The following is an 18,976-nucleotide window of genomic DNA, read 5'->3' as shown; positions in this document are numbered from 1 at the left end:
TGCAGGTCAGGAACCCTTGCAGGGCTGGGGGAAGCCCTTGATCCGCTGCGCGCATGCGGACGGGCTTGCCGTGCTGGTGTCGCACCCGGGGCCCGGAACATTTCTCCAAGACGCCGGGCGGCCGCACCTGTGACCTTGTGGGCGTGTTCCTGCGACGTCCGGTAGGCACGGGGTTGGCAGGCGCTTCGACCGGCCGGAGACCTGGGCGGTCGTGCCCCGGAGCACGAGGAATCGAACCGAAGGGGGAGGAGACTCATGTCAGCTCTCGCACGCTGGTGCTATCAGCACCGCTTCGTCGTGATCACTGCCTGGGTGGGGCTGCTCATCGGCCTGGCGGTGATGTCGCAGGCGGTGAAGACGACGTACGACAACTCGCTCACGCTGCCGGGAACCGACTCGGCCGGCGCCCAGGCGCTGCTGCTGCGGTCGGCGCCGGCCCAGGCGGGCGACTCCGACCAGATCGTCTGGCAGGTGACCCACGGCAGCGTCACCGAGCCGGCCGTCGAGCAGCGGATGTCGGCGATGCTGACACAGGTGTCGCACCTGCCCGAGGTGGCCTCGGTCACCAGCCCCTACCTGCCGGGCAGCAGAGTCCAGGTGAGCTCGGACGGGCGCACCGCGTACGCCGTCGTGAACTTCACCAAGGTGGCGGACAACCTGGACACCGCCGACGTCAACCAGGTGATCGCGACGGCGACGTCCGCCCGCGAGCCGGGCATGGCGGTCGAGCTCGGCGGCAAGGCGATCTCCAGCGCCGAGCAGCCCCCGGCGTCGAACGCGTCGCTGATCGGCCTCGTCGCGGCTGCCGTCATCCTGCTCCTCGCGTTCGGATCGCTGCTGGCGATGGCGCTGCCCCTGGTGACCGCGGTGGCCGGAGTGGGCAGCGGCCTGTTGCTCCTGGCCCCGCTCAGCCATCTGATGTCCGTGAACGGCGTCGCGCCGATCCTCGGCGCGCTGATCGGTCTCGGTGTCGGGGTCGACTACGCCCTGTTCATCGTGACCAGGCACCGCCGCGGTCTGCAGTCCGGCCTGGACCCGCAGCGGTCGGCCGTGCAGGCGCTCAACTCCTCGGGCCGCGCGGTCCTTTTCGCCGGCGGCACGGTGTGCATCGCCCTGCTCGGACTCCTCGCCATCGGGCTGCCGTTCATCGACGGGCTGGCCGTCCCCGCGGCGATCACCGTGGTGTGCACGGTGGTTGCGGCCGTCACGCTGCTGCCCGCGCTGTTCGGGGTGCTCGGCCCCCGCGTGCTGAGCCGCAGGCAACGCCGCCGACTGGAGGCAGGCGGTGGCAGTGGCAGCGGCAGCGGCGGTGACGGTGGCAGCGGCGGTGACGGTGGCATGTGGGCACGGTGGTCACGCACCGTGCCGCGATTCGCGGCCGTGCTCGCCGCGTTGGGGCTCGCGGTCATGGTCGTGGTGTCCGTACCCGTGCTGCACCTTCGGCTGGGCTTCGCCGATGCGTCCAACGACCCGACGTCCAGCCACACGTACCAGTCCTACGAGATGCTCGCCGAGGGGTTCGGGCCGGGCTTCAACGGCCCGTTGCTGCTGGTCGCCCAGACGCAGTCCGCAGCCGACCGCGCCGCACTCGACCGGCTCGACCGGGCGCTCACCGCGGTGCCCGGGGTGGCCGCGACGGAGACCGCGCCCGCGCAGGCCCTGTCGGGTGCCGCGCCGACGATCGTGGTGACCCAGGTCCTCCCCGCCACGTCGCCCGAAAGCCCGGCGACCGCCGGCCTGATCAGCCGACTGCGCGACACTGTGGTGCCGCGCTATACCGAGGGCACCACGCTGCAGGTGCACGTGGGCGGCCTGACGACCACCATGGACGACTTCGCGGCGACGACGAGCGCCAAGCTGCCCTGGCTTCTCGCCACCATCGTGGGCTTCAGCTTCCTGCTGCTCGTGTTCGCCTTCCGCAGCCTGCTCATCCCCGCGATCACGGCGGTGCTGAACCTGCTGGCTGCGGCGGCGGCGTTCGGCGTGCTCACCGCGTTCTTCCAGTGGGGCTGGGGAACCAGCGCGTTCGGCCTCGGTGCGCCCAGCCCGATCGAGGGCTATCTGCCCGAGCTGGTGCTGGCGGTCCTCTTCGGGTTGTCCATGGACTACCAGGTGTTCCTGGTCAGCAGAATGGCCGAGGAGTGGTCGCGCACCCGCGACAACACCCGGTCGGTGCTCACCGGCCTGACCGACACCGCACGGGTGATCACCGCAGCTGCAGCGATCATGATCGCCGTGTTCACCGCGTTCGTGTTCCTGGGCCAGCGCGACATCGCCGAGTTCGGCATCGGACTGGCCGCCGCCGTGGCGCTGGACGCCTTCGTCCTGCGGACGGTGCTCGTACCGGCGGTGATGTACCTGTGCGGCAAGGCCAACTGGTGGCTGCCCCGCCGGCTGGACCGCCGCCTGCCACACCTGATCATCGAGCCGCCCGCGGAGGAGCAGCCCGCCCACGTGCCCGAGACGGCGGCCGTCGCCCCCAACGGCTGACTCCCGCGCCGCTCCTGGCGCCGTCTCGCGCGCCGCCACGACTGTCGGGGCGTCAGCGCCGGACGGTGTAGTGGCTGCTGGTCATGCCGGAGTCCGTGGTGAGGGTCCCGGTGTGGGTGAGCCGGATGTCGTGGGTGAGGGCGCCGAAGAGCGGGAGGCCGCCGCCCAGCAGGACGGGGGCGTGGGCGAGGGTGATCTCGTCGACGAGGTCGCGTTCGAGGAAGCTCTGGATGACCTTGCCGCCGTCGATGTAGACGCCGCGCGAGTCGCGCTCGGCGAGCAGTCGCAGCGTCGCGTCGATGTCGCGCGTCACGGTGATTCGCTCGTCCGCCCCGGCTGGGAGGGTGGTGCTGAGGACGATGACCGGTTTCGCGTAGGGCCAGCTGTCGAAGGTCAGGATCTTCTCGTAGGTGCCGCGGCCCATCACGAGGTGGTCGACAGTGGCCATGAGCTGTTCGTAGTCCGGGGGCGGGTTCGGTCCGTCGTGGCCGGGTGCGTGGTCGGGGTTCTGTGGAGGGTCGGTGAGCCAGGCGATGTCGCCGTCGGCGCGTGCGATGAAGCCGTCGAGACTGGCGGCGATGAACACGTGTCCTCGCCAGTTGCGTCCCACGCTCATGTCCTGCCTCGTGTCCGGGCTCGTGTCCACGGTGGCGTCCAGGCTCATGTCCAGCTCTCCAGAAGTGAGTTGAGCAGTTTCTGCGGGGCTGCGTCCGGCGTCGCGGACGAGCGTGCCGAGGCGGCGGCGCGGAGGTAGAAGCCGTTGACCAGGTCCAGCAGGAGTGCGGCGGCCGTTCGGGGGTCAGGGGACCGGGTGAGGTGGCCGTCGTCGTGCGCGCCGCTCACCAGCGCGGTCAGATAAGCGATCTGACGGTCCCAACCCTCGCTGAGCAGTTGGCTGAGCTCGTCGTCCTTGAGGTCTTCGAGCAGCATCGCCACGCCGGCGACGCGGTGCGACCGGTCCTGCGGCGGCCGGGCCACCTCGTCGACCCAGGATCGGAGCTCGCCGAGGCGGTCCTGGGGGGTGTGCGGCGCCTCCGGGACGGCTGCGCTCCACCTCCTGCTGAGCGCGACCAGCACGCCGTGCCAGGAGCCGAACCGCTTGACCAGGGTGGCCGGGTGCACCCCGGCCGCGCGGGCGGCCTCGGCCATCGTCCAGGAGCCGGAGGCGTCGGCCAGGCTCGCGCCGATGCGGTCCAGCAGGTCGTCGTCCGAGTGCTCACGGGGGCGCGCCATGGCATTAGTAAATCGCAGTTGCCTAACGCTGCCAAGCGTCCTGCCCGGTCGCAGCGGCGGGGAGGGCGTCGTAGCGTAAAGGGATCGACTCAGCATGATTCGGTATCCCTGGAGGGGAGGAGAGTCATGAGCAAGAACACGGCGGTGAAGGGACACCACGGCCTCGGCGCGCGCGGGCAGGGCAAGCTGCTGTATTTCCACACGCAGTTGGCCCACGCGATCCGCCAGTCCAAGGAACAGCTCGACCGGAAGCGGCAGCGACCGCACGAGTTCCGCCAGTCCGACGGCCACTGGGCCCCTTGACGAGCGATGTGGTGCACATGCCCGAGGTGACTCCCGAAGCGCTGGCCGCATTGCGCAGCCCGCGGCCCTACCCGGCGATCACGCTGGTCCTGCCCAGCGACCCGAAGGCCCCGTCGGACGACCACACCCGGATTCTGCTGCGCGACGTGCTCACCGAGGCGAAGCGCAGGCTTGCCGACGACCCGGACGTGGATCGTGACGACCGGCTGGAGCTGACCCGTCACAAGCTGGATCCCGACGTGATCGAGGTCGCGCGTGACTCCGACCGGTCCGGCGACGCCATGGTGGCCTATGTCGCCGCGGGCGAACCCGTTCAGGTGTGGCACTTCACCTCACCGTGGGCGGTGGTTCCGCGCGTGGAGTTCGGCACGACGTTCCTCACCCGGTATCTCGTGGCGGCGGAGCAGGGCGCGCGCCCGTACCTGGTGCTGGTCCTCGACCAGAAGCTGTGCCGGCTGTTCCGCGGGGCGTGGCGGGAACTGACGGAGGTCACCGAGCACGGCTTCCCGGACAGCCCGCAGATCCCCTCGCCCGAGGACGCGATCCCCGGCCCGATCCCGCACTCGGCGCCGTACGAGGATCACGAGGCGTACCTCAAGCAGTACCTCCGGGCCGTCAACTCCCGTCTGGGAGACGCCGTGAAGGAGGAGGGCAGGCCGCCGCTCTTCCTGGTCGGCAGCCCCAAGATGCTCACGATGTTCCGGCAGGAGACGGACCTGGCAGACCTCATCGCCGGGACTCTCCCGCTGACCGGTATGGAGACCGTTCCGGCGCGGGAACTGGTGAAGCGGTTGACACCGGTCCTCGACGAGTTCGACGCCCAGCAGGTCACCGGGGCGCTGGCAGCCCTGGACACGGCACGCTCACAGGGCAGGTTTGCGGGCGGCCCGGTGGAGGTGTGGACGGCCGTCGCGGACAAGCGGGTGAGGCTGCTCGTCGTGGACGAGGGCCGAGTGATCGCCGGGCGCATCTCGAACGACCGTCGCGAGCTGGAGCTCGAGCCCGTGCCGGAACCGGTCACCCTGCCGAACCCGAAACGGGACATCGGACCGGCCCCGCACTCGCTGGGCGTGGCTACCGACATCGTCGAGCAGCTGGTCGAGAACACGATCCGCGCCGACGGCGACGTCCTGTTCGTGCCCGACGGCACGCTGGCCGACACGGACGGTGTCGCGGCGGTCCTGCGCTTCTGAGGGATGCCGCTTCTGAGGGACGCCGCTTCTGAGGGACGCCGCTTCGAGGGCGCTGCTTCTGGGGGACGGCGTGCTCCTGCGCGCCCCCGGATCGGGGAGACTGCGGGGGTGAACCTCGCCGACCTTGACCTCCCCGTACGCAGTGCCGTCCCCGCGCTCCGGCGCGCCCTGGAGTCGCGCGGGGCAGCGGTCCTCGAGGCGCCGCCCGGAACGGGGAAGACGACGCTCGTGCCGCTGGCGCTGGCCGGGCTGCTGGACGAGGCGCGGGACGAAGCGCGGGACGACGCGCCGCCGCGGCGCGTGCTGGTCGCCGAGCCGCGGCGACTGGCGGTGCGGGCCGCCGCACGCCGGATGGCGTGGATGCTGGGTGAACCCGTCGGGGAGCGGGTCGGCTTCACGGTACGCGGCGAGCGGCGGGTCGGCCCCGACACCGTGGTCGAGGTGGTCACCACCGGGGTGCTGCTGCAACGACTCCAGCGCGACCAGGAACTCGCCGGAGTGGACCTCGTCATGCTGGACGAGTGCCATGAGCGGCACCTCGACGCGGACACCGCCTTGGCCTTCCTGCTGGACGTGCGGGCCGCGCTGCGTCCCGAACTGCAGGTGGTCTGCGCCTCGGCGACCTCCGACACCGCCGCGTGGGCCCGGCTGCTCGGCGACGGGGGTAGTGAAGGCGGCGGGGGCAGTGAAGGCGACGGGGACAGTGACGCGGACGGGCCCGCGCCCGTCGTCGAGGCGCACGGGACCCCGCATCCGGTGGACGTGGTCTGGGCGCCGCCGCCCCGTCCGGTCCGGCCGCCGCAGGGCTTGCGCACGGACCCCGCCCTGCTGGAGCACGTCGCGGCGACCGTGCTGCGCGCGCTGCGTGAGCGGGACGGCGACGTGCTCTGCTTCCTGCCTGGCGCGGGCGAGATCGCCAGGGTGGCCGGTCTCCTGAGCGGCCTGCTGAGCGGCGGTCTGCGTGACACTGTGGACGTCCTGCAACTGCACGGTCGGGCCGACCGCGCCGTGCAGGACGCCGCTCTCGCCCCGGGCTCCCGCCGCAGGGTCGTGCTCTCCACGTCCGTCGCCGAGTCCTCGTTGACCGTGCCGGGGGTGCGCAGCGTCGTGGACTGCGGGCTGGCCCGCGAGCCGCGTACCGATCACGCCCGGGGGCTGGCCGGACTGGTGACCGTGCGGTCCTCGCTGGCGACCGGACGGCAGCGCGCCGGTCGCGCGGGCCGGGAAGCGCCCGGCGCCGTCTACCGCTGCTGGGCGGAGGCGGAGGACGCGCTGGCCAGGGCGCTGCCCACGCCCGAGATCATGCAGGCCGACCTCACCTCCTTTGCCTTGCAGGCCAGTTGCTGGGGAGCGCCCGGCGCCCGCGGCCTCGCCCTGCCCGACGCGCCGCCCGCCGGTGCGATGGCGGCCGCGCGTGCCACGCTCACCGCGCTGGGCGCGGTCGACGCCGACGGCCGCGCCACCGGGCGAGGTGTCCGCATCGCCCGCACCGGGCTCCACCCCCGGCTCGGCCGGGCGTTGCTGGACGGCGCGCCGCTGGTCGGTGAGCGCCAGGCGGCCGAGTTGGTGGCGCTGCTCTCCGAGGAGCCGCCGCGGGCGCTGGGCGACGACCTCGCCGCGGTCCGCCGCACGGTGCGCACGGCGAAGGACCCCTACGCGGCGCGCTGGCGTGAGGAGGTCCGACGGCTGCGCCGGCACCCGGACGCCGACGCTGCGGACCGCAGGGATGCGGCGCCGCGGGTCGGCGACGCCGAGGCGGCCGGGTTGATCGCCGGGCTGGCCTTCCCCGAGCGCATCGCCCGGGCGCGCGCCCTGGGGTCCCGGCAGAAGCCCGAACCGGGGTCCGCGGCAACCTATCTGATGGCCTCGGGCACTGCCGCCTCGACGGGCGCCGGCTCCGCACTGTCCGGTGCGGAGTGGATCGCGGTGGCCGTCGCCGATCGTCCGGCCGGGTCGCCGTCGGCCCGGGTGCAGTTGGCGGCCGTCACGGACGAGGCCACGGCCCGACGTTGCGCGGCACCGCTGCTGACGGACCGTGAGGAAGTCCGCTGGGCGGTGCCGCCGGGATCGAGGCGCGGAGACGTCGCCGCCCGCCGCGTCGAGGCCCTCGGCGCGGTCGAGCTCGCCACCGAGCCGCTGGCCGCACCGGACCGGGCGCTGTTGCGGGCCGCCCTGCTGGAGGGACTCGCCGTCGAGGGTGTCGACGAACTGCTGACCTGGTCGGCGGAGGGCGTCGGCCTGCGGCAGCGCATCGCCTTCCTGCGCCGCGTGATCGGCGACCCCTGGCCGGAGGTCGACGGCCGCGCCCTGCTGGAACGGGCCGAGGACTGGCTGGAGCCCGAACTCTCCCGGGCCCGCCGCCGCGCCGACCTGGAACGCATCCCCACGGCAACGGCGTTGACACGGCTGCTGCCGTGGGCCTCCGGCGAAGCCGGCCGCCTCGACGAGCTGGCTCCCGAGCGGATCACCGTCCCCACCGGCTCCCGGATCCGCGTCGACTACTCCGCCGACCAGCCCGTGCTCGCGGTCAAGCTGCAGGAGCTGTTCGGCTGGCAGGATGCCCCCCGTCTCGCCGACGGGCGCGTCCCGCTGACGATCCATCTGCTCTCCCCGGCGGGCCGCCCGGCCGCCGTCACGGCCGACCTGGCCTCCTTCTGGCGCGACGGCTACCGCGCCGTCCGCGCCGACCTTCGCGGCCGCTACCCTCGCCACCCTTGGCCGGAGGACCCCACCACGGCCGAGCCGACGCGTCGGGCGAACCCGCGTCGGTAGTTCGGTCGGTCAGTCGGCCTGGAGCACGAAGAACAGGAAGCACAGGAAGCGCGGCTTGGCCGCGATGACCTCGGGGAACAGCTCCCGGGCTGCTGCGTCGGGCTCCGGTTCGCTGATGGCCGTGATCCGGAAGCCTGCTGAGGTGAAGGCGTCGGCCATCGCGTGCAGCGGTCGGTGCCAGCGGCTCATCGGGGCCGTCCTTCCGTCCATGGTCCACTCGTCGGTCCAGTAGGTGGTGTCGAAGTACGTGTACTCGGCCGCGCGGCCGGCCTCGCGGTGCATGAGATGGATCGCGAAGGGATGCTCGACGGACACGATCAGCCGACCACCGGGCTTGAGCACGCGCCGCAGCTCGGCCAGCGCGGGCCCCCAGTCCTTCAGGTAGTGCAGCACCAGGGACGCGACGACATCGTCGAACGTGTCGTCGGGGTACGGCAGAGGGCTGCCCAGGTCGGCCACCAGCAGGTCCGCACCGTCGCCGAGCCGACGCCGGGCCAGCTCCACCATCCCGCTACTCGCGTCGAAGCCGCTCACGACGGCGCCACGATCACGCAGCGCCGCGAACAGCGGCCCGGATCCGCAGCCTGCGTCGAGGATCCGCCGCCCGCCGACGTCTCCAGCGAGGTCCAGCATCGCGGGTCGCTCGTAGTGGGCGTTGACGAGGTTGGTCTCGTTCTCGGCCGTGTACGCCTCGGCGAAGGTGTCGTAGTCGTTGACCTTCGGCGGATGCACGGTCACGGCGGACGGCGAGGTGGGCCCGGTGGGGGCCGAACGGCCCTGCAGCGCGTCAGAAGTCATGGTGCGGGAGACGTGTGTCGTACCCGATCGGTTCCTGTCTCGCCACGCGCGCCCTGCTCGCCCTGCCTTCCTTGGGTCCCTACGGCTGCAGATCCGCTGAGCTCACCAGAGCGCTGCTGGTTTGGCTGGTTTCCGCCTGCCTCATGGGACCCGCCAAGCAGGAAACTTCGAGAAATCCCCAACTGCTGGAGGCTGTTGCGGGGCTAAGTTCGTCGGGAGTGACAGCAAGGACGGCAACTGCCCCAGCGTCTACGAGACGGACCGGGGGACCGAGGCCTTCCAGGGCAAGAAGGTCGTGGACGGTGATCGGGCTTGGTATGACGTCCGGTTCCTCGACCCTGATGAGACGCTGGTCGAGATCCCCCGTGAGCTGTGGAAGCACATTCCGAAGGAGTAGCCGCCGGTGCGCATCACGGACGCCTCTTGGCTCGACCTCTTCGACACCTTCGAAGGGACGGCGATGCGGTTGGAAACCCAACCGTCGTACCTCGTCGACGCCGGGCGGGAGGAGTCCGCCCAGTTCCTGGCCACTGGCCGCGTCGAGGACGAGGGGCCGGACCGCCGCTGGCGCCGACAGATGCGCACGGCTCGCGACACGGGTCGCCTGGTTGCCCGGGTTCGACTCATCAGTGAGCCGCCAGGCGACTACCAGCGCTTCCTCATCGCCTGTAACCGGTTCAACGACGAGGACGGTGAGGACATCCGCTACCTCACCTATCGCCGAGCCGAGGAACTGGGCCTGCCCCTGGGTGACTTCTGGCTCTTCGACGAACAGGTGCTCCTCCGGATGGACTTCGACAAGAGCGGTCGGCCGCTCGACAAGGAGCTCGTCGACGCCGACTCGGCGGCCGTAGCGCAGGCCCGCGAGTGGGTCGCTCTCGCGAGGGAGCACGCCATGCCCTATCGCGAGCTGGTGAAGGGGCACTCGGGCAGTTGAATGTGCCACGCGCCGTCCGTGAGGCCCGCGAGGAGCTCGGCCGCCGCCTGCGCGAGCTCCGCGTGGGCGCCGGTCTCACCGGCAAGGACCTGGCGGCCTCGCTGGGCTGGCCACACAGCAAGATCAGCAAGCTGGAGCTCGGCCAACAGGCCGCGACCGTCGGGGACATCCTCGCCTGGTGCGCGGCCTGCTCGCGCGACGACGCCGCCGATGCGCTGTTGGTCCTGCGCCAGGAGATGGACAGCCGCTACAGCGAGTGGCGACGCCAACTCGGCCGCGGTGTACACCTGCGGCAACGCCCTCTGATCGACCTCGACCGCGAGACGCGGGTCTGGCGCATCCTGGAGACCTGCGTGGTCCCGGGCCTGCTCCAGACGCCCGAGTACGCGGCGGCCACGTTCCGTGAAGCCGTGCTGTTGCGCGGGATCCCTGACACGGCCGACGAGGCGGTGGCCTTGCGGATGCAACGTCAGCAGGTGCTCTACGAGCCCGGCAAGCGGTTCCACTTCCTGCTGTGGGAGCCGGTGCTCCACGTCGGCGCGGCAACTGCCAGCGTGATGGTCGACCAGCTTCAACGACTGATCAACCTCCTGCACCTGCCTTCGGCGCGGATCGGGATCATCCCTCAGAACACCCGTCTTCCGCTCACGCCGTCCCACGGCTTCTGGCTCCGCGACAACCAGCTTGTCCTCGTCGAAACCTTCGACGCTGAGCTGCGCCTGGCCCTGCCCGAGGAGATAGCCCTGTACCGCCGCGTCTTCGACCTGCTGGCCCCGGTGGCCCGGTACGACGAGGACGCCCGCAGGCTGATCGAGAGGGGTATCAACGCCTGGCAGACCGAGCACTGAGAAATTCTGAGAAATCTCTTGGGCTGTCAGAGCCCGTCGGGAGCACTCTGTTTGGCGTCGGCAGTCGCGAGACAGAGCGAGGACCTTCCGATGACTCACACCCCTGCCCTGGAGACCAGCGCTCCGCCACCAGGCCCTCTTCCGCGCGGCTACGTGACGCCACCCTGCAGAGTCGGCGCGGACCGCTGGCCCGAGCTGCATCGGCAGTGCCGCGCACCGGGGTACCGGAACTCCACCCTTGGCTGGGTCAGCGTGCCCTGCGGGTGCGAGTGCCATCGGCGGGCCGAGGACGGTGCGCGGTGAAAGCCTCGGTCTTCTACGACGAGCGGTGCGACGTCTTCCGGGCCCGGGATGAGGGCGGGCGGGTCTTCGCTGACGGGGACGGGAACCAGTTGGCGTTCGAAGTCCGCAGTGAGGCCGAGGACATGTTGGAACGCCGGGCCACGCTGTTCTCGATCCCTCCCAGGAAGCTCGGAGCCATCCGATGAGCCCGAGCCGACGGGTCCCCGCCGAGCCGACTGCCGTCGTGCCGCGTCCGGCGTACCCGGAGACCCGACAGCCGTTCACCTGGCCCACCGAGGGCGTCAGGACGTGGCAGGCACCGGAGCGGAGCTACTTCGACGAGTGCACGGCCGGGGGAATGCCCGAGGACCAGCACATCTGCCGGGTCGGCGTGCGGTGGGTCAACGGCCGGACCTACGGCTGCGACTGCCGCTGTCACGATGAGTGCCGGGTGTAGACGAGGTCGTGTGCGGCTTGTCAGTACCGCCGACCCGTTTGGCGGAAACGGCGGTTGCGCGCCGATCGTCGTCGGGCTTCCTCCTTACGCGCCTTCTCGGCTTCCGCACGCTTCGACTCGGCTTCTGCACGCGCCCGTTCGGCTTCCGCACGGGCCTGTCGCAGGGCCCAGACGTCCGGGTCCTCGGGGGCACGCGGGGGCTGGATGGTCCGCTGCGCGTCGGACGGCGGAGCGGGCGACGCGGTCGCGTGCCAGGCGGGGCCGCCGGACTGCGGCGCGTCCTGCTCGGCTCCCGCGTACGGCGCAGGAGGGAGCGGTTGATCCGCACTCCCGGCACGGCCGGCGGAGATCCAGCGGCGCAGCGCGACGCAGGTAACCGGCGGCACGAGGAGCAGCGCGAGCAGCCACAGCATGACGGCCGTGGACGAGGGGGTGCCGTGGGGGCTGGGGCCCGGCAGCAGCGATTCCAGCAGCACCAGCAGCACGGTCAGCGCCAGCCAGGTGGCGACGACCACAATCGCCGCCCGGGCGGCGGCCAGCACACACCCCATAGCTCCCCCTCATGGCAGTACCGGCATCGTACGTCGGCGCGTCAACTGCAGGAATCGGATTGCCGTTCGCGCCGTCGGAGCGCTTCACTGCGCCTCGCCCCGGACCTCCTGCGGGGCCTCGCGGCGGCGTTGGTAGGGGATCTGGGCGCCGGCGGCTGGTCTTGAGCCCTGTTCCTCGCCCGTCCCCGGGCCCGAGGGGTGGACCGCGCGGAGTGCCAGGCGGGAGGGTGGGGCGGAGTCGAGGGCGGACGGGAGTTCGTTGCGGCCGCGGATTGCCAGTTTCCGGTAGGTGCTGGTGAGGTGGGTCTCCACGGTGCGGCGGGCCAGGTGGAGCAGTGCGGAGATCTCCGCGTTGGTGCGGCCGTCGGCGGCGAGGCGGGCGATGCGCAGTTCGCTCTCGGTGAGCGCGTCCACGCCGGTGTGCTGGGTGACCCGGAGGCGGGGACTGCCGGTGCGCAGCGCCTGTTCGGCCTGGCCCAGGAGCCGTGCGGAGCCCAGGCGTTCGGCCACGGTGGCGGCCTCGCGGAGCAGTTCGCGGGCCTGGAGCCGCTGGCCTGCGGCGGTGAGCCGGCGGCCCTGGGTGACCAGCGCCGCCGCCAGTTCGGCGTCCGCGTCGCCGCCGCGCAGCGTCTCCACCGCGCGGGCGGTCAACTCCAGGCCGCGGCGGCCGTTGCTGACCGCGCCCAGCACACGCAGGGCGCGCCCGAGGACGCGCGGGGTGCCCCAGACCACCGCCAGTTGGTACTCCTCCTCGGCGAGCGGCAGCGCGGACTGCGGCGAGCCGAGCGCCAGCAGGCACTCGGCCGCTGCCGAGCGCCACGGCGTCACCACCGGGCTGAGCACGTCCCGGGAGGTCTGCCGTCGGCCGCACTCCAGGAAGTCGTCCACCGCCTCCTGCAACTCGCCCGACGCCGCGTGCACGACGCCCCTGGCGTAGAGGAAGCGGTTGAACTCCCAGGTGTCGTCCGCGACGTGGGAGCTCTCGACGTCGATGCGGGCGGCCAGCCGGGCGGCCTCGGTCACCCGGCCGGTCTCGACGAGCGCGACCAGGGCATGGGCCAGCAGGTTGCTCGGCCGAGCCGACGCGCCCTCACGGTGCTCGAAGCGGCGCTCGAACTCGGCCAGTATCCGGGCATGGTCGCCGCGCGCGGCCATGGTGTCCCAGCGGGTGTTGAGCAGCGCGTGGTGCATCGGGTGGAGCTGGGGCAGCCGGTGCGCCGACAGGCCGTTCCGGACCAGCCGGTCGGCGTCGTCGAGCGCGTCGGCCCACTGCGCCACGGCCGCGGCCGTGCCCAGCAGATACGGCATCAGCAGCGGGTCCTCGTCGGTGGAGAGCAGGGCGCGGACGCGCCGCATCGCCTCGTCGGCCGAGAGCAGCCCAGCGGTCGTCTCGTGGCGGACCAGCAACGCGCGCTCGGCCGGGCCGAACAGCGCCGGGTCCCGGTCGGCGGACTGCTGCAGCTCGTCGTAGAACTCGCGGCGGACCTCCCGGTCGTGGTCCGACAGGAGCGCCGAGGCCAGCCGGACGGTGCGGGCCAGCGCCGGCTGGTCGGTCAGCGAGCCGCCCGCGTCCAGCTCGTGGAGCAGCGCGACGGCGGCCTGGGCCTCGCCGCGCCGGGCCATCGCGAGGCCCAGCGCGACCGTGGCCTGGACCCGCTCCCGGGGTTCCTCGCGCAGCCGCAGCGCCTCGGTGAGCCGGGGTATGCCGGTGCCGCGCAACGAGGCGAGCTCCAGCGAGCCCAGCTCGGTCAACACTTCTGCGCGGCGCGCGCGGGGGACCGGCTCCTCCAGTGCCCGGCGCAGCAGCGCCACCGCGTCGGTGGTCCGGCCCGCGCGGGCGGCTGTGGCCGCAGCGTCCCGCAGGACGTCGACGGCCCAGCCGTCGCCCGTGGCCGGGGTGCGCAGCAGATGCGCGGCCACGGCCTCGGCGGGGTCGCCCCGGCGCTGCCGGTGGGCGGCGGCGTCGCGGTGGGAGGCCTGCCGGTCGGCGCGTCGCCAGCCGTCCAGCACGGCGTCGCGCAGCAGCGGATGGGCGAACCGGACCTGGCCCCGCTCCTCGCGCAGCAGGCCGAGCCGGAGCATGGCCGTCATCCAGCCCGCCACCCGGGACGGGTCGGCCCCGGCGACGGCGGCGACCAGCTCGACGTCGTCCGACGCGCGGTCCGGGCCGGGAGTCTGCGGGCCGGGACCTCCCGGACCGGCGGCTTCCGCCGCCGGGACGACGACGTCGGCCAGCGCACGGGCGACGGAGGCGGTCTCCGGGCCCGCGCTCTCCAGCCACCAGGTGACCGCTGCCGCGAAGGCCCCCGGATAGAGGTCGGCGCAGCTCTGCGGGAAGCCCGCCGGAGCCGAGTGGTCCAAGGCGGCGGCGACCGGCGCGAACGCGACGCCGAGGTCGTCCAGAAGTGCGCGCAGCAGCAGCGGGTTGCCCGCGCTCGCGCGCAGGCAGTCGTCCACCCAGGCGTCGGTGGCGCGCCCGCCGAGACGGGTGCGGACCATCGCCTCGGCGGCCGTGCGGCCGAGCGGGCCGAGGACGTGGCCGCGGACCAGCGTCGGCGAGAGGGCGTGGGCCAGCCCCGGCACGGGCGCGGCGATGTCGTACTGGCCGCGCTCGGTGACCACGATCAGCACCGGCAGCGTGTCCAACTGCCGGGCTGCCTCGGCGAGGAACCGCCGTGAGGCGGCGTCGGCGAGGTGGACGTCGTCGACGGCCAGCAGTAGCGGCGCCTCGGCCGCCCGGCTGCGCAGCAGTTGCCAGAGGCGATCGCCAACTGCTGTGTCATTGAATGAGTTCAACGTTGCGTCAGGGTGGGACTCCGGGGCCAGGAGGTGACGTAGTGCACCGAACTCGGTGCCGGAGCGCTCGGCGGAGCAGCGGGCGCGCAGCACCCGCATCCCCTCCGCGGCACCTTCCGCCGCGACCGCCTCCAGCAGCGCGCTGCGGCCGGTGCCGGTGGCGCCGCGCAGCAGCACCAGCCGACCGGACCCGGAGCGGGCACGCCGTGCCTCCGCGGCCGTCAGCCGCAGGGCGTCGCCCCGTTCGCTCAGGGGTCCGTCACCGGGGTGCTGCCTGCCGGTCGGGGTCATCGGATCCTCCTGGAGCGCCGGGGAGCCGTCCTGGACGTGGTGGTGCCTCTCGTGGGGTTGCTCGTGGTGCCTCTCGTGGCCCGCGTCGTGGCCTCTGCCGTGGTACGTCCCGGGGTGGTCGTCCCCGGCGTGTTCGTGGTTCATCTCGTGGTCGCCCACGATTGCGCAGGTGGGCCGGTTCACCGGACGCTTGCAGTCATCTGGGGCAACTTCGTCATTTCGGTCAGCAGGCCCGGATCGTGAGGATGGTGGGTCATGGTGGTGCGAATGGGTTCCGGATCGACTGACGTCGTCGGCACGATCCCGGTTGCGGTGTATGCGGATGATCCGGTCTCGCTCGCGGGCGTGCGCAGCCAGCTGCGCCAACAGCCGGGCGTCGAGATGGTCGAGACGGTCGCCGGCCGGGCGGGCGCGGTGGCGGTGCTGGTCGCGGAGACGCCGGATGAACCGACGCTCTCCTCGCTGCGGCGGCTGACGCGTGCCGACGGCACCCGTGCCGTCCTGGTGGCCACCACGGTCCGCGAGGCCGAGCTGCTCCAGGTGATCGAGTGCGGGGTCGGCGCCATAGTGTGGCGGCGGGAGGCCACCGGGCACCGGCTCCACCAGGCGGTGACGGCCGCGTCCCGGGGTGAGGGGGACCTTCCGGCGGATCTGCTGGGGCGCCTGATCGCCAAGGTGGGCACCATGCAGCGCGGGACCTCCGGATCCTCCGACACACCCGTGCACGGTCTGGCACCGCGCGAGGTCGATGTCGTCCGGTTGGTCGCCGAGGGATTGGACACCGCGGAAATCGCCAGCAAGCTCTCGTACTCCGAACGAACCGTCAAGAACGTGATGCACGGACTCACGACCCGGCTCCAACTCCGCAACCGTGCTCATGCCGTGGCCTATGCCCTGAGGGAAGGCTACATCTGACGGTTCGGGCACGCGCCGATGGCCTCCAGGGCATCACACAATGCCCCCACAAAGTTCCGGAAACGCCTATCAGGGCACGCCCCGGGAACGGCAGGATGGCCGTCGGGTGCGCCCGCGTCAGGGCGTGGCGACCGGGACGGGCGAGACCGGCACGTCAGACCGGTGCGCGGGACCAACCAGGCGACGAACGGCAAGTGAGGGCGCGGCAGTGATCCACGAGGTGGACGAGGTCCTCAAGCGACTGCTGACCGGAGGTGCCCTGGCGGGCAGCGGCGTCGAGATCGCCTTCGAGGCGCCGACCCGCGACTGGGCGGCCCGGCGCAACGCCCCCACGGTCGACTGTTACCTCTACGACATCCGCGAGGACACCCACCGGCGCGAGCGTGGCCACGTCTCGGTCAGGAACGAACAGGGCGTCACCGTCCGTCGGCGGCAGCCGCCGCGCTGGTTCCGGCTGTCCTACCTGGTCACCGCCTGGACCAAGCAACCGCAGGACGAGCACCGGATGCTCTCCGCGGTGCTGGCCACCCTGCTGCCGCACGAACTGCTGCCGCCCGAGAGGCTGGCCGGTTCGCTCGCGGCGCTCGGGCTGACCGTGCCGCTCTCGGTCGCCGCGCTGCACATGGAGGCCCGTTCCACCGCCGAGATCTGGTCCGCGCTCGGCGGCGAACTCAAGCCCTCCATCGACGTCGTGGTCACCGTCCCGATGCTCTCCTACCCGGAGTACGACGCCGGGCCGCCGGTCACCGAGCTGGGCGTGCGGGTGCGTGGCATCGAGGGCGACCTGGAGGACTCGCCCGACCGCCACTTCCCGGCGCGTCATCTGGCGGGGGCCGGCCACGAGGGCGGCGACCAGGGCGGCAGCGGCCCGGCGGCGGTGCCGGGGCCGCGTACCCGGAAGCCCGGCTCGGGCAGGCCGTCGGGCGCGGTGTCGGAGTGAACCCTTCCGCTCCGCTGCTCGCCCGGCTGGACTGGCTGTGGGAGCGGGTGGCGCGGCTGGTCGCGCTCCGCAGCGCCGACGACCCCACCGCCGACGACCCGCTGCGCGGGCTCTACCTCTCCCCGGACGCGGTCCGCCACTTGCTGCTGCGCGCCGACGCGGCGTCAGCCGGGCCCGTGGCGCTCCCGGATCCGTCCGAGCAACCCGAGGGGCACGACGAGCCCGCCGAGCCCGAGCAGGTCGCGCCACCGGCGGACGGTGACGACCGGTTGCACCTCCTGGCCGTCCGGCTCGGCCTGACCGTGCTCGATGTCCAGCTGCTGCTGGTCGCACTCGCGCCCGACCTGCAGCGCACCTTCGAGCCGCTCTACGGCTACCTCAACGACGACGTCAGCCGCCGCCGCGCCAGCGTCGGCCTCGCGCTGGAACTCTGTGGTCTGCCCGCGCACTCCGCCGAGGGGCGCGCCCGCTTCCACCCCGCGGCGCCGCTGTCCGCCCTTGGCCTGCTGCGCGTGGAGGAGCCCGAACGGCCTTTCCTCAGCCGCTCGTTGTGCGTCCCGGACCGGGTCGTCGCACATCTGCTCGGGGACGACACCCAGGACCCCGCACTCGACGGCCGGGTCCGGCGGCTGACCGCGCCGCTCGTCCGGTTGCAGCACGATGCGCTGACCCAGCGTCTCGGCAAGCGCCTGGCCGCCGGACCGCTGACGGTCCACCTGCGCGAGCGGCGCGAGGGGGACGGGCTCGCCTGCGCCGCCGCCGCGTTGGCTGCCGCCGGCGTGGAGGCGCTGCACTACGTCCCCCGCGTCTCCGCTCCGGTCGCCCCTGCCGGCGACTCCCGCGACCACGAGGCCCGCCACCACGACACCGACCACGAGATCGCCGTGCTGCTCCGCGAGGCCCGGCTGCGCGGCTGCGCTGTCGTGGTGGCCCCGCTGCCCGACCGGCCGGGGCCACTGATACGCGCGCTGGCCGTGTCCGACGTCCCGGTGCTGCTAGCCGGGATCCGGCCCTACGACCCGCAGTGGTGCGACGGCCACCGCGACCCGCTGGTGCTCGACGCACCCCGGCAGCGCTCCGGCGACCTGGACGCGTGGTCCGCCGCGCTCGGTGTCGCCGAGGCGGCAGACGGGGAGCTGGCCGACCTCGCCGACGTGGTCGCCCCCTACCGGCTCGGCGGCGAGCACATCCGCCGCGCCGCCCGTGCCGCGCAGGAGTTGGCCGCCTTCGAGGACGCGCCGCTCTCCGGCGCCCACCTGCGGCTCGCCGCCCGCCAGCAGTCCGCCTCCGGCCTGGAGCAGCACGCCCGCCGCATCCGACCCGCGGTGACCTGGGACGACCTGGTGCTGCCCGAGGCACCCCTGGCCCATCTGCACGAACTCGCCCTGCGCTCCCGGTACCGCGAGCGGGTGCTCGGCGACTGGCGGCTCAGCGCCGGAGGCGGCCGGGGCCGGGGTGTGCTGGCGCTCTTCGCGGGCGAGTCCGGCACCGGCAAGACGCTGTCGGCGGAGGTCGTCGCCGCCGAACTCGGCCTGGACCTCTACGTGGTGCAGCTCTCCTCGGTCGTCGACAAGTACATCGGCGAGACCGAGAAGAACCTGGAACGGATCTTCACCGAGGCCGACCGCACCGACGCCGTGCTGCTCTTCGACGAGGCCGACGCCGTCTTCGGCAAGCGCTCCGAGGTCAAGGACGCCCATGACCGCTATGCCAACCTGGAGAGCGCCTACCTGCTCCAGCGGCTGGAGTCCTTCGACGGCATCGCTCTGCTCACGACGAACCTGCGCGCCAACATCGACGACGCCTTCACCCGGCGCCTCGACCTGGTGGTCGACTTCCCGTTCCCCGACGCCGTGCAGCGGCTGGCGCTGTGGCGGCACAGCCTCGCCTCGGTGCCCTGCGTGCCCGGCATCGACCCGGAGCGCTGCGCCCGCGAGTTCGAGCTGGCCGGAGGATCGATCCGCAGCGCCGTGGTCACCGCCGCCTACGCCGCCGCCGGTCGCGGCGAGGCCGTCAACGACGCCGACCTGTTGGCGGGCGCGCAGCGCGAGTACCGCAAGGCCGGGCGTCTGGTCCTGGACGAGGGCAGCGCCTGGTGACGACAGGGCCTTGACGACGACAGCGCCTGGTGACGGAGGGATCCGTCACCAGGCGCTGTCCTCGTCCACCG

Annotated in this window: 16 protein-coding genes; 11 read left to right on the top strand and 5 right to left on the bottom strand. The window is 72.7% G+C overall.

Features of this window, described 5'->3' with window-relative positions; all coding sequences use genetic code 11:
- The first annotated feature begins 255 nt into the window (after positions 1-255).
- Positions 256-2,490: an MMPL family transporter gene (locus tag ABH940_RS08185; RefSeq protein WP_370064091.1), complete on the top strand. Its 2,235-nt coding sequence runs from the start codon at positions 256-258 to the stop codon at positions 2,488-2,490.
- A gap of 52 nt (positions 2,491-2,542) precedes the next feature.
- Here ABH940_RS08185 and ABH940_RS08180 read toward each other — a convergent pair whose 3' ends face one another.
- The gene (locus ABH940_RS08180) at positions 2,543-3,154 is read right to left on the bottom strand and encodes a dihydrofolate reductase family protein (RefSeq protein ID WP_370064089.1); all 612 of its coding nucleotides are present in this window, start codon (positions 3,152-3,154) and stop codon (positions 2,543-2,545) included.
- A complete protein-coding gene (locus ABH940_RS08175) occupies positions 3,151-3,723 on the bottom strand; it encodes a TetR/AcrR family transcriptional regulator (RefSeq protein ID WP_370064087.1) in 573 nt (190 codons plus the stop codon). Before ABH940_RS08175 ends, ABH940_RS08180 begins: the two co-directional genes overlap by 4 nt.
- A gap of 126 nt (positions 3,724-3,849) precedes the next feature.
- Here ABH940_RS08175 and ABH940_RS08170 point away from each other — a divergent pair, with 126 nt between their 5' ends.
- The 3 genes from ABH940_RS08170 (at position 3,850) to hrpB (ending at position 7,991) form a co-directional block, all read left to right on the top strand.
- Positions 3,850-4,026, top strand: a complete 177-nt coding sequence (locus tag ABH940_RS08170; protein WP_370064085.1) for a hypothetical protein — start codon at positions 3,850-3,852, stop codon at positions 4,024-4,026.
- Positions 4,027-4,043: 17 nt separating this feature from the next.
- Positions 4,044-5,219, top strand: coding sequence for a hypothetical protein (locus tag ABH940_RS08165; protein ID WP_370064083.1), 1,176 nt, complete (start codon positions 4,044-4,046; stop codon positions 5,217-5,219).
- 108 nt (positions 5,220-5,327) lie between these two features.
- Positions 5,328-7,991, top strand: a complete 2,664-nt coding sequence (gene hrpB, locus ABH940_RS08160) for an ATP-dependent helicase HrpB (protein WP_370104933.1) — start codon at positions 5,328-5,330, stop codon at positions 7,989-7,991.
- 9 nt (positions 7,992-8,000) lie between these two features.
- Here hrpB and ABH940_RS08155 read toward each other — a convergent pair whose 3' ends face one another.
- Positions 8,001-8,789 carry a class I SAM-dependent methyltransferase gene (locus ABH940_RS08155; RefSeq protein WP_370064079.1) on the bottom strand — a complete coding sequence of 263 codons (789 nt, stop codon included), beginning with the start codon at positions 8,787-8,789 and terminating at the stop codon, positions 8,001-8,003.
- 403 nt (positions 8,790-9,192) lie between these two features.
- Here ABH940_RS08155 and ABH940_RS08150 point away from each other — a divergent pair, with 403 nt between their 5' ends.
- The 4 genes from ABH940_RS08150 (at position 9,193) to ABH940_RS08135 (ending at position 11,313) form a co-directional block, all read left to right on the top strand.
- Positions 9,193-9,726, top strand: a complete 534-nt coding sequence (locus tag ABH940_RS08150) for a DUF6879 family protein (protein ID WP_370064077.1) — start codon at positions 9,193-9,195, stop codon at positions 9,724-9,726.
- 2 nt (positions 9,727-9,728) lie between these two features.
- Positions 9,729-10,574: a helix-turn-helix domain-containing protein gene (locus ABH940_RS08145; RefSeq protein ID WP_370064425.1), complete on the top strand. Its 846-nt coding sequence runs from the start codon at positions 9,729-9,731 to the stop codon at positions 10,572-10,574.
- A 299-nt stretch (positions 10,575-10,873) separates the two neighbouring features.
- Entirely contained in the window at positions 10,874-11,062 is a 189-nt protein-coding gene (locus ABH940_RS08140; RefSeq protein WP_370064075.1) for a hypothetical protein, read from the top strand.
- A complete protein-coding gene (locus ABH940_RS08135; RefSeq protein ID WP_370064073.1) occupies positions 11,059-11,313 on the top strand; it encodes a hypothetical protein in 255 nt (84 codons plus the stop codon). The genes ABH940_RS08140 and ABH940_RS08135 overlap by 4 nt, the downstream gene beginning before the upstream one ends.
- Positions 11,314-11,333: 20 nt before the next feature.
- Here ABH940_RS08135 and ABH940_RS08130 read toward each other — a convergent pair whose 3' ends face one another.
- Both ABH940_RS08130 and ABH940_RS08125 read right to left on the bottom strand, forming a co-directional pair.
- A complete protein-coding gene (locus tag ABH940_RS08130) occupies positions 11,334-11,864 on the bottom strand; it encodes a hypothetical protein (RefSeq protein WP_370064071.1) in 531 nt (176 codons plus the stop codon).
- Between the two features lie 84 nt (positions 11,865-11,948).
- Positions 11,949-14,951 carry an AAA family ATPase gene (locus ABH940_RS08125; RefSeq protein WP_370064423.1) on the bottom strand — a complete coding sequence of 1,001 codons (3,003 nt, stop codon included), beginning with the start codon at positions 14,949-14,951 and terminating at the stop codon, positions 11,949-11,951.
- A gap of 267 nt (positions 14,952-15,218) precedes the next feature.
- Between ABH940_RS08125 and ABH940_RS08120 the strand changes: the two genes are divergently transcribed.
- The 3 genes from ABH940_RS08120 (at position 15,219) to ABH940_RS08110 (ending at position 18,905) form a co-directional block, all read left to right on the top strand.
- On the top strand, positions 15,219-15,866 hold the full coding sequence (locus ABH940_RS08120) for a DNA-binding response regulator (protein ID WP_370064069.1): 648 nt from the start codon (positions 15,219-15,221) through the stop codon (positions 15,864-15,866).
- 208 nt (positions 15,867-16,074) lie between these two features.
- Positions 16,075-16,806 (top strand): DUF4255 domain-containing protein, encoded by a 732-nt coding sequence (locus tag ABH940_RS08115; RefSeq protein WP_370064068.1) that lies wholly within the window; start codon positions 16,075-16,077, stop codon positions 16,804-16,806.
- Positions 16,803-18,905, top strand: a complete 2,103-nt coding sequence (locus tag ABH940_RS08110) for an ATP-binding protein (RefSeq protein ID WP_370064066.1) — start codon at positions 16,803-16,805, stop codon at positions 18,903-18,905. The genes ABH940_RS08115 and ABH940_RS08110 overlap by 4 nt, the downstream gene beginning before the upstream one ends.
- The last annotated feature ends 71 nt before the right edge of the window (positions 18,906-18,976 follow it).

This window comes from Streptacidiphilus sp. BW17, assembly GCF_041262485.1.
GTDB lineage: Bacteria > Actinomycetota > Actinomycetes > Streptomycetales > Streptomycetaceae > Streptacidiphilus.
Note: the sequence above shows the minus strand (reverse complement) of the source record. Positions and strands in the feature narration are given on the sequence as shown.

Coding starts and splice junctions, on each gene's coding strand:
- ABH940_RS08155 (WP_370064079.1), bottom strand. CDS start 8,789: ATGACTTCTGACGCGCTGCAGGGCCGTTCGGCCCCCACCGGGCCCACC.
- ABH940_RS08170 (WP_370064085.1), top strand. CDS start 3,850: ATGAGCAAGAACACGGCGGTGAAGGGACACCACGGCCTCGGCGCGCGC.
- ABH940_RS08165 (WP_370064083.1), top strand. CDS start 4,044: ATGCCCGAGGTGACTCCCGAAGCGCTGGCCGCATTGCGCAGCCCGCGG.
- ABH940_RS08175 (WP_370064087.1), bottom strand. CDS start 3,723: ATGGCGCGCCCCCGTGAGCACTCGGACGACGACCTGCTGGACCGCATC.
- ABH940_RS08125 (WP_370064423.1), bottom strand. CDS start 14,951: ATGACCCCGACCGGCAGGCAGCACCCCGGTGACGGACCCCTGAGCGAA.
- ABH940_RS08120 (WP_370064069.1), top strand. CDS start 15,219: ATGGGTTCCGGATCGACTGACGTCGTCGGCACGATCCCGGTTGCGGTG.
- ABH940_RS08135 (WP_370064073.1), top strand. CDS start 11,059: ATGAGCCCGAGCCGACGGGTCCCCGCCGAGCCGACTGCCGTCGTGCCG.
- ABH940_RS08180 (WP_370064089.1), bottom strand. CDS start 3,154: ATGAGCCTGGACGCCACCGTGGACACGAGCCCGGACACGAGGCAGGAC.
- ABH940_RS08130 (WP_370064071.1), bottom strand. CDS start 11,864: ATGGGGTGTGTGCTGGCCGCCGCCCGGGCGGCGATTGTGGTCGTCGCC.
- ABH940_RS08185 (WP_370064091.1), top strand. CDS start 256: ATGTCAGCTCTCGCACGCTGGTGCTATCAGCACCGCTTCGTCGTGATC.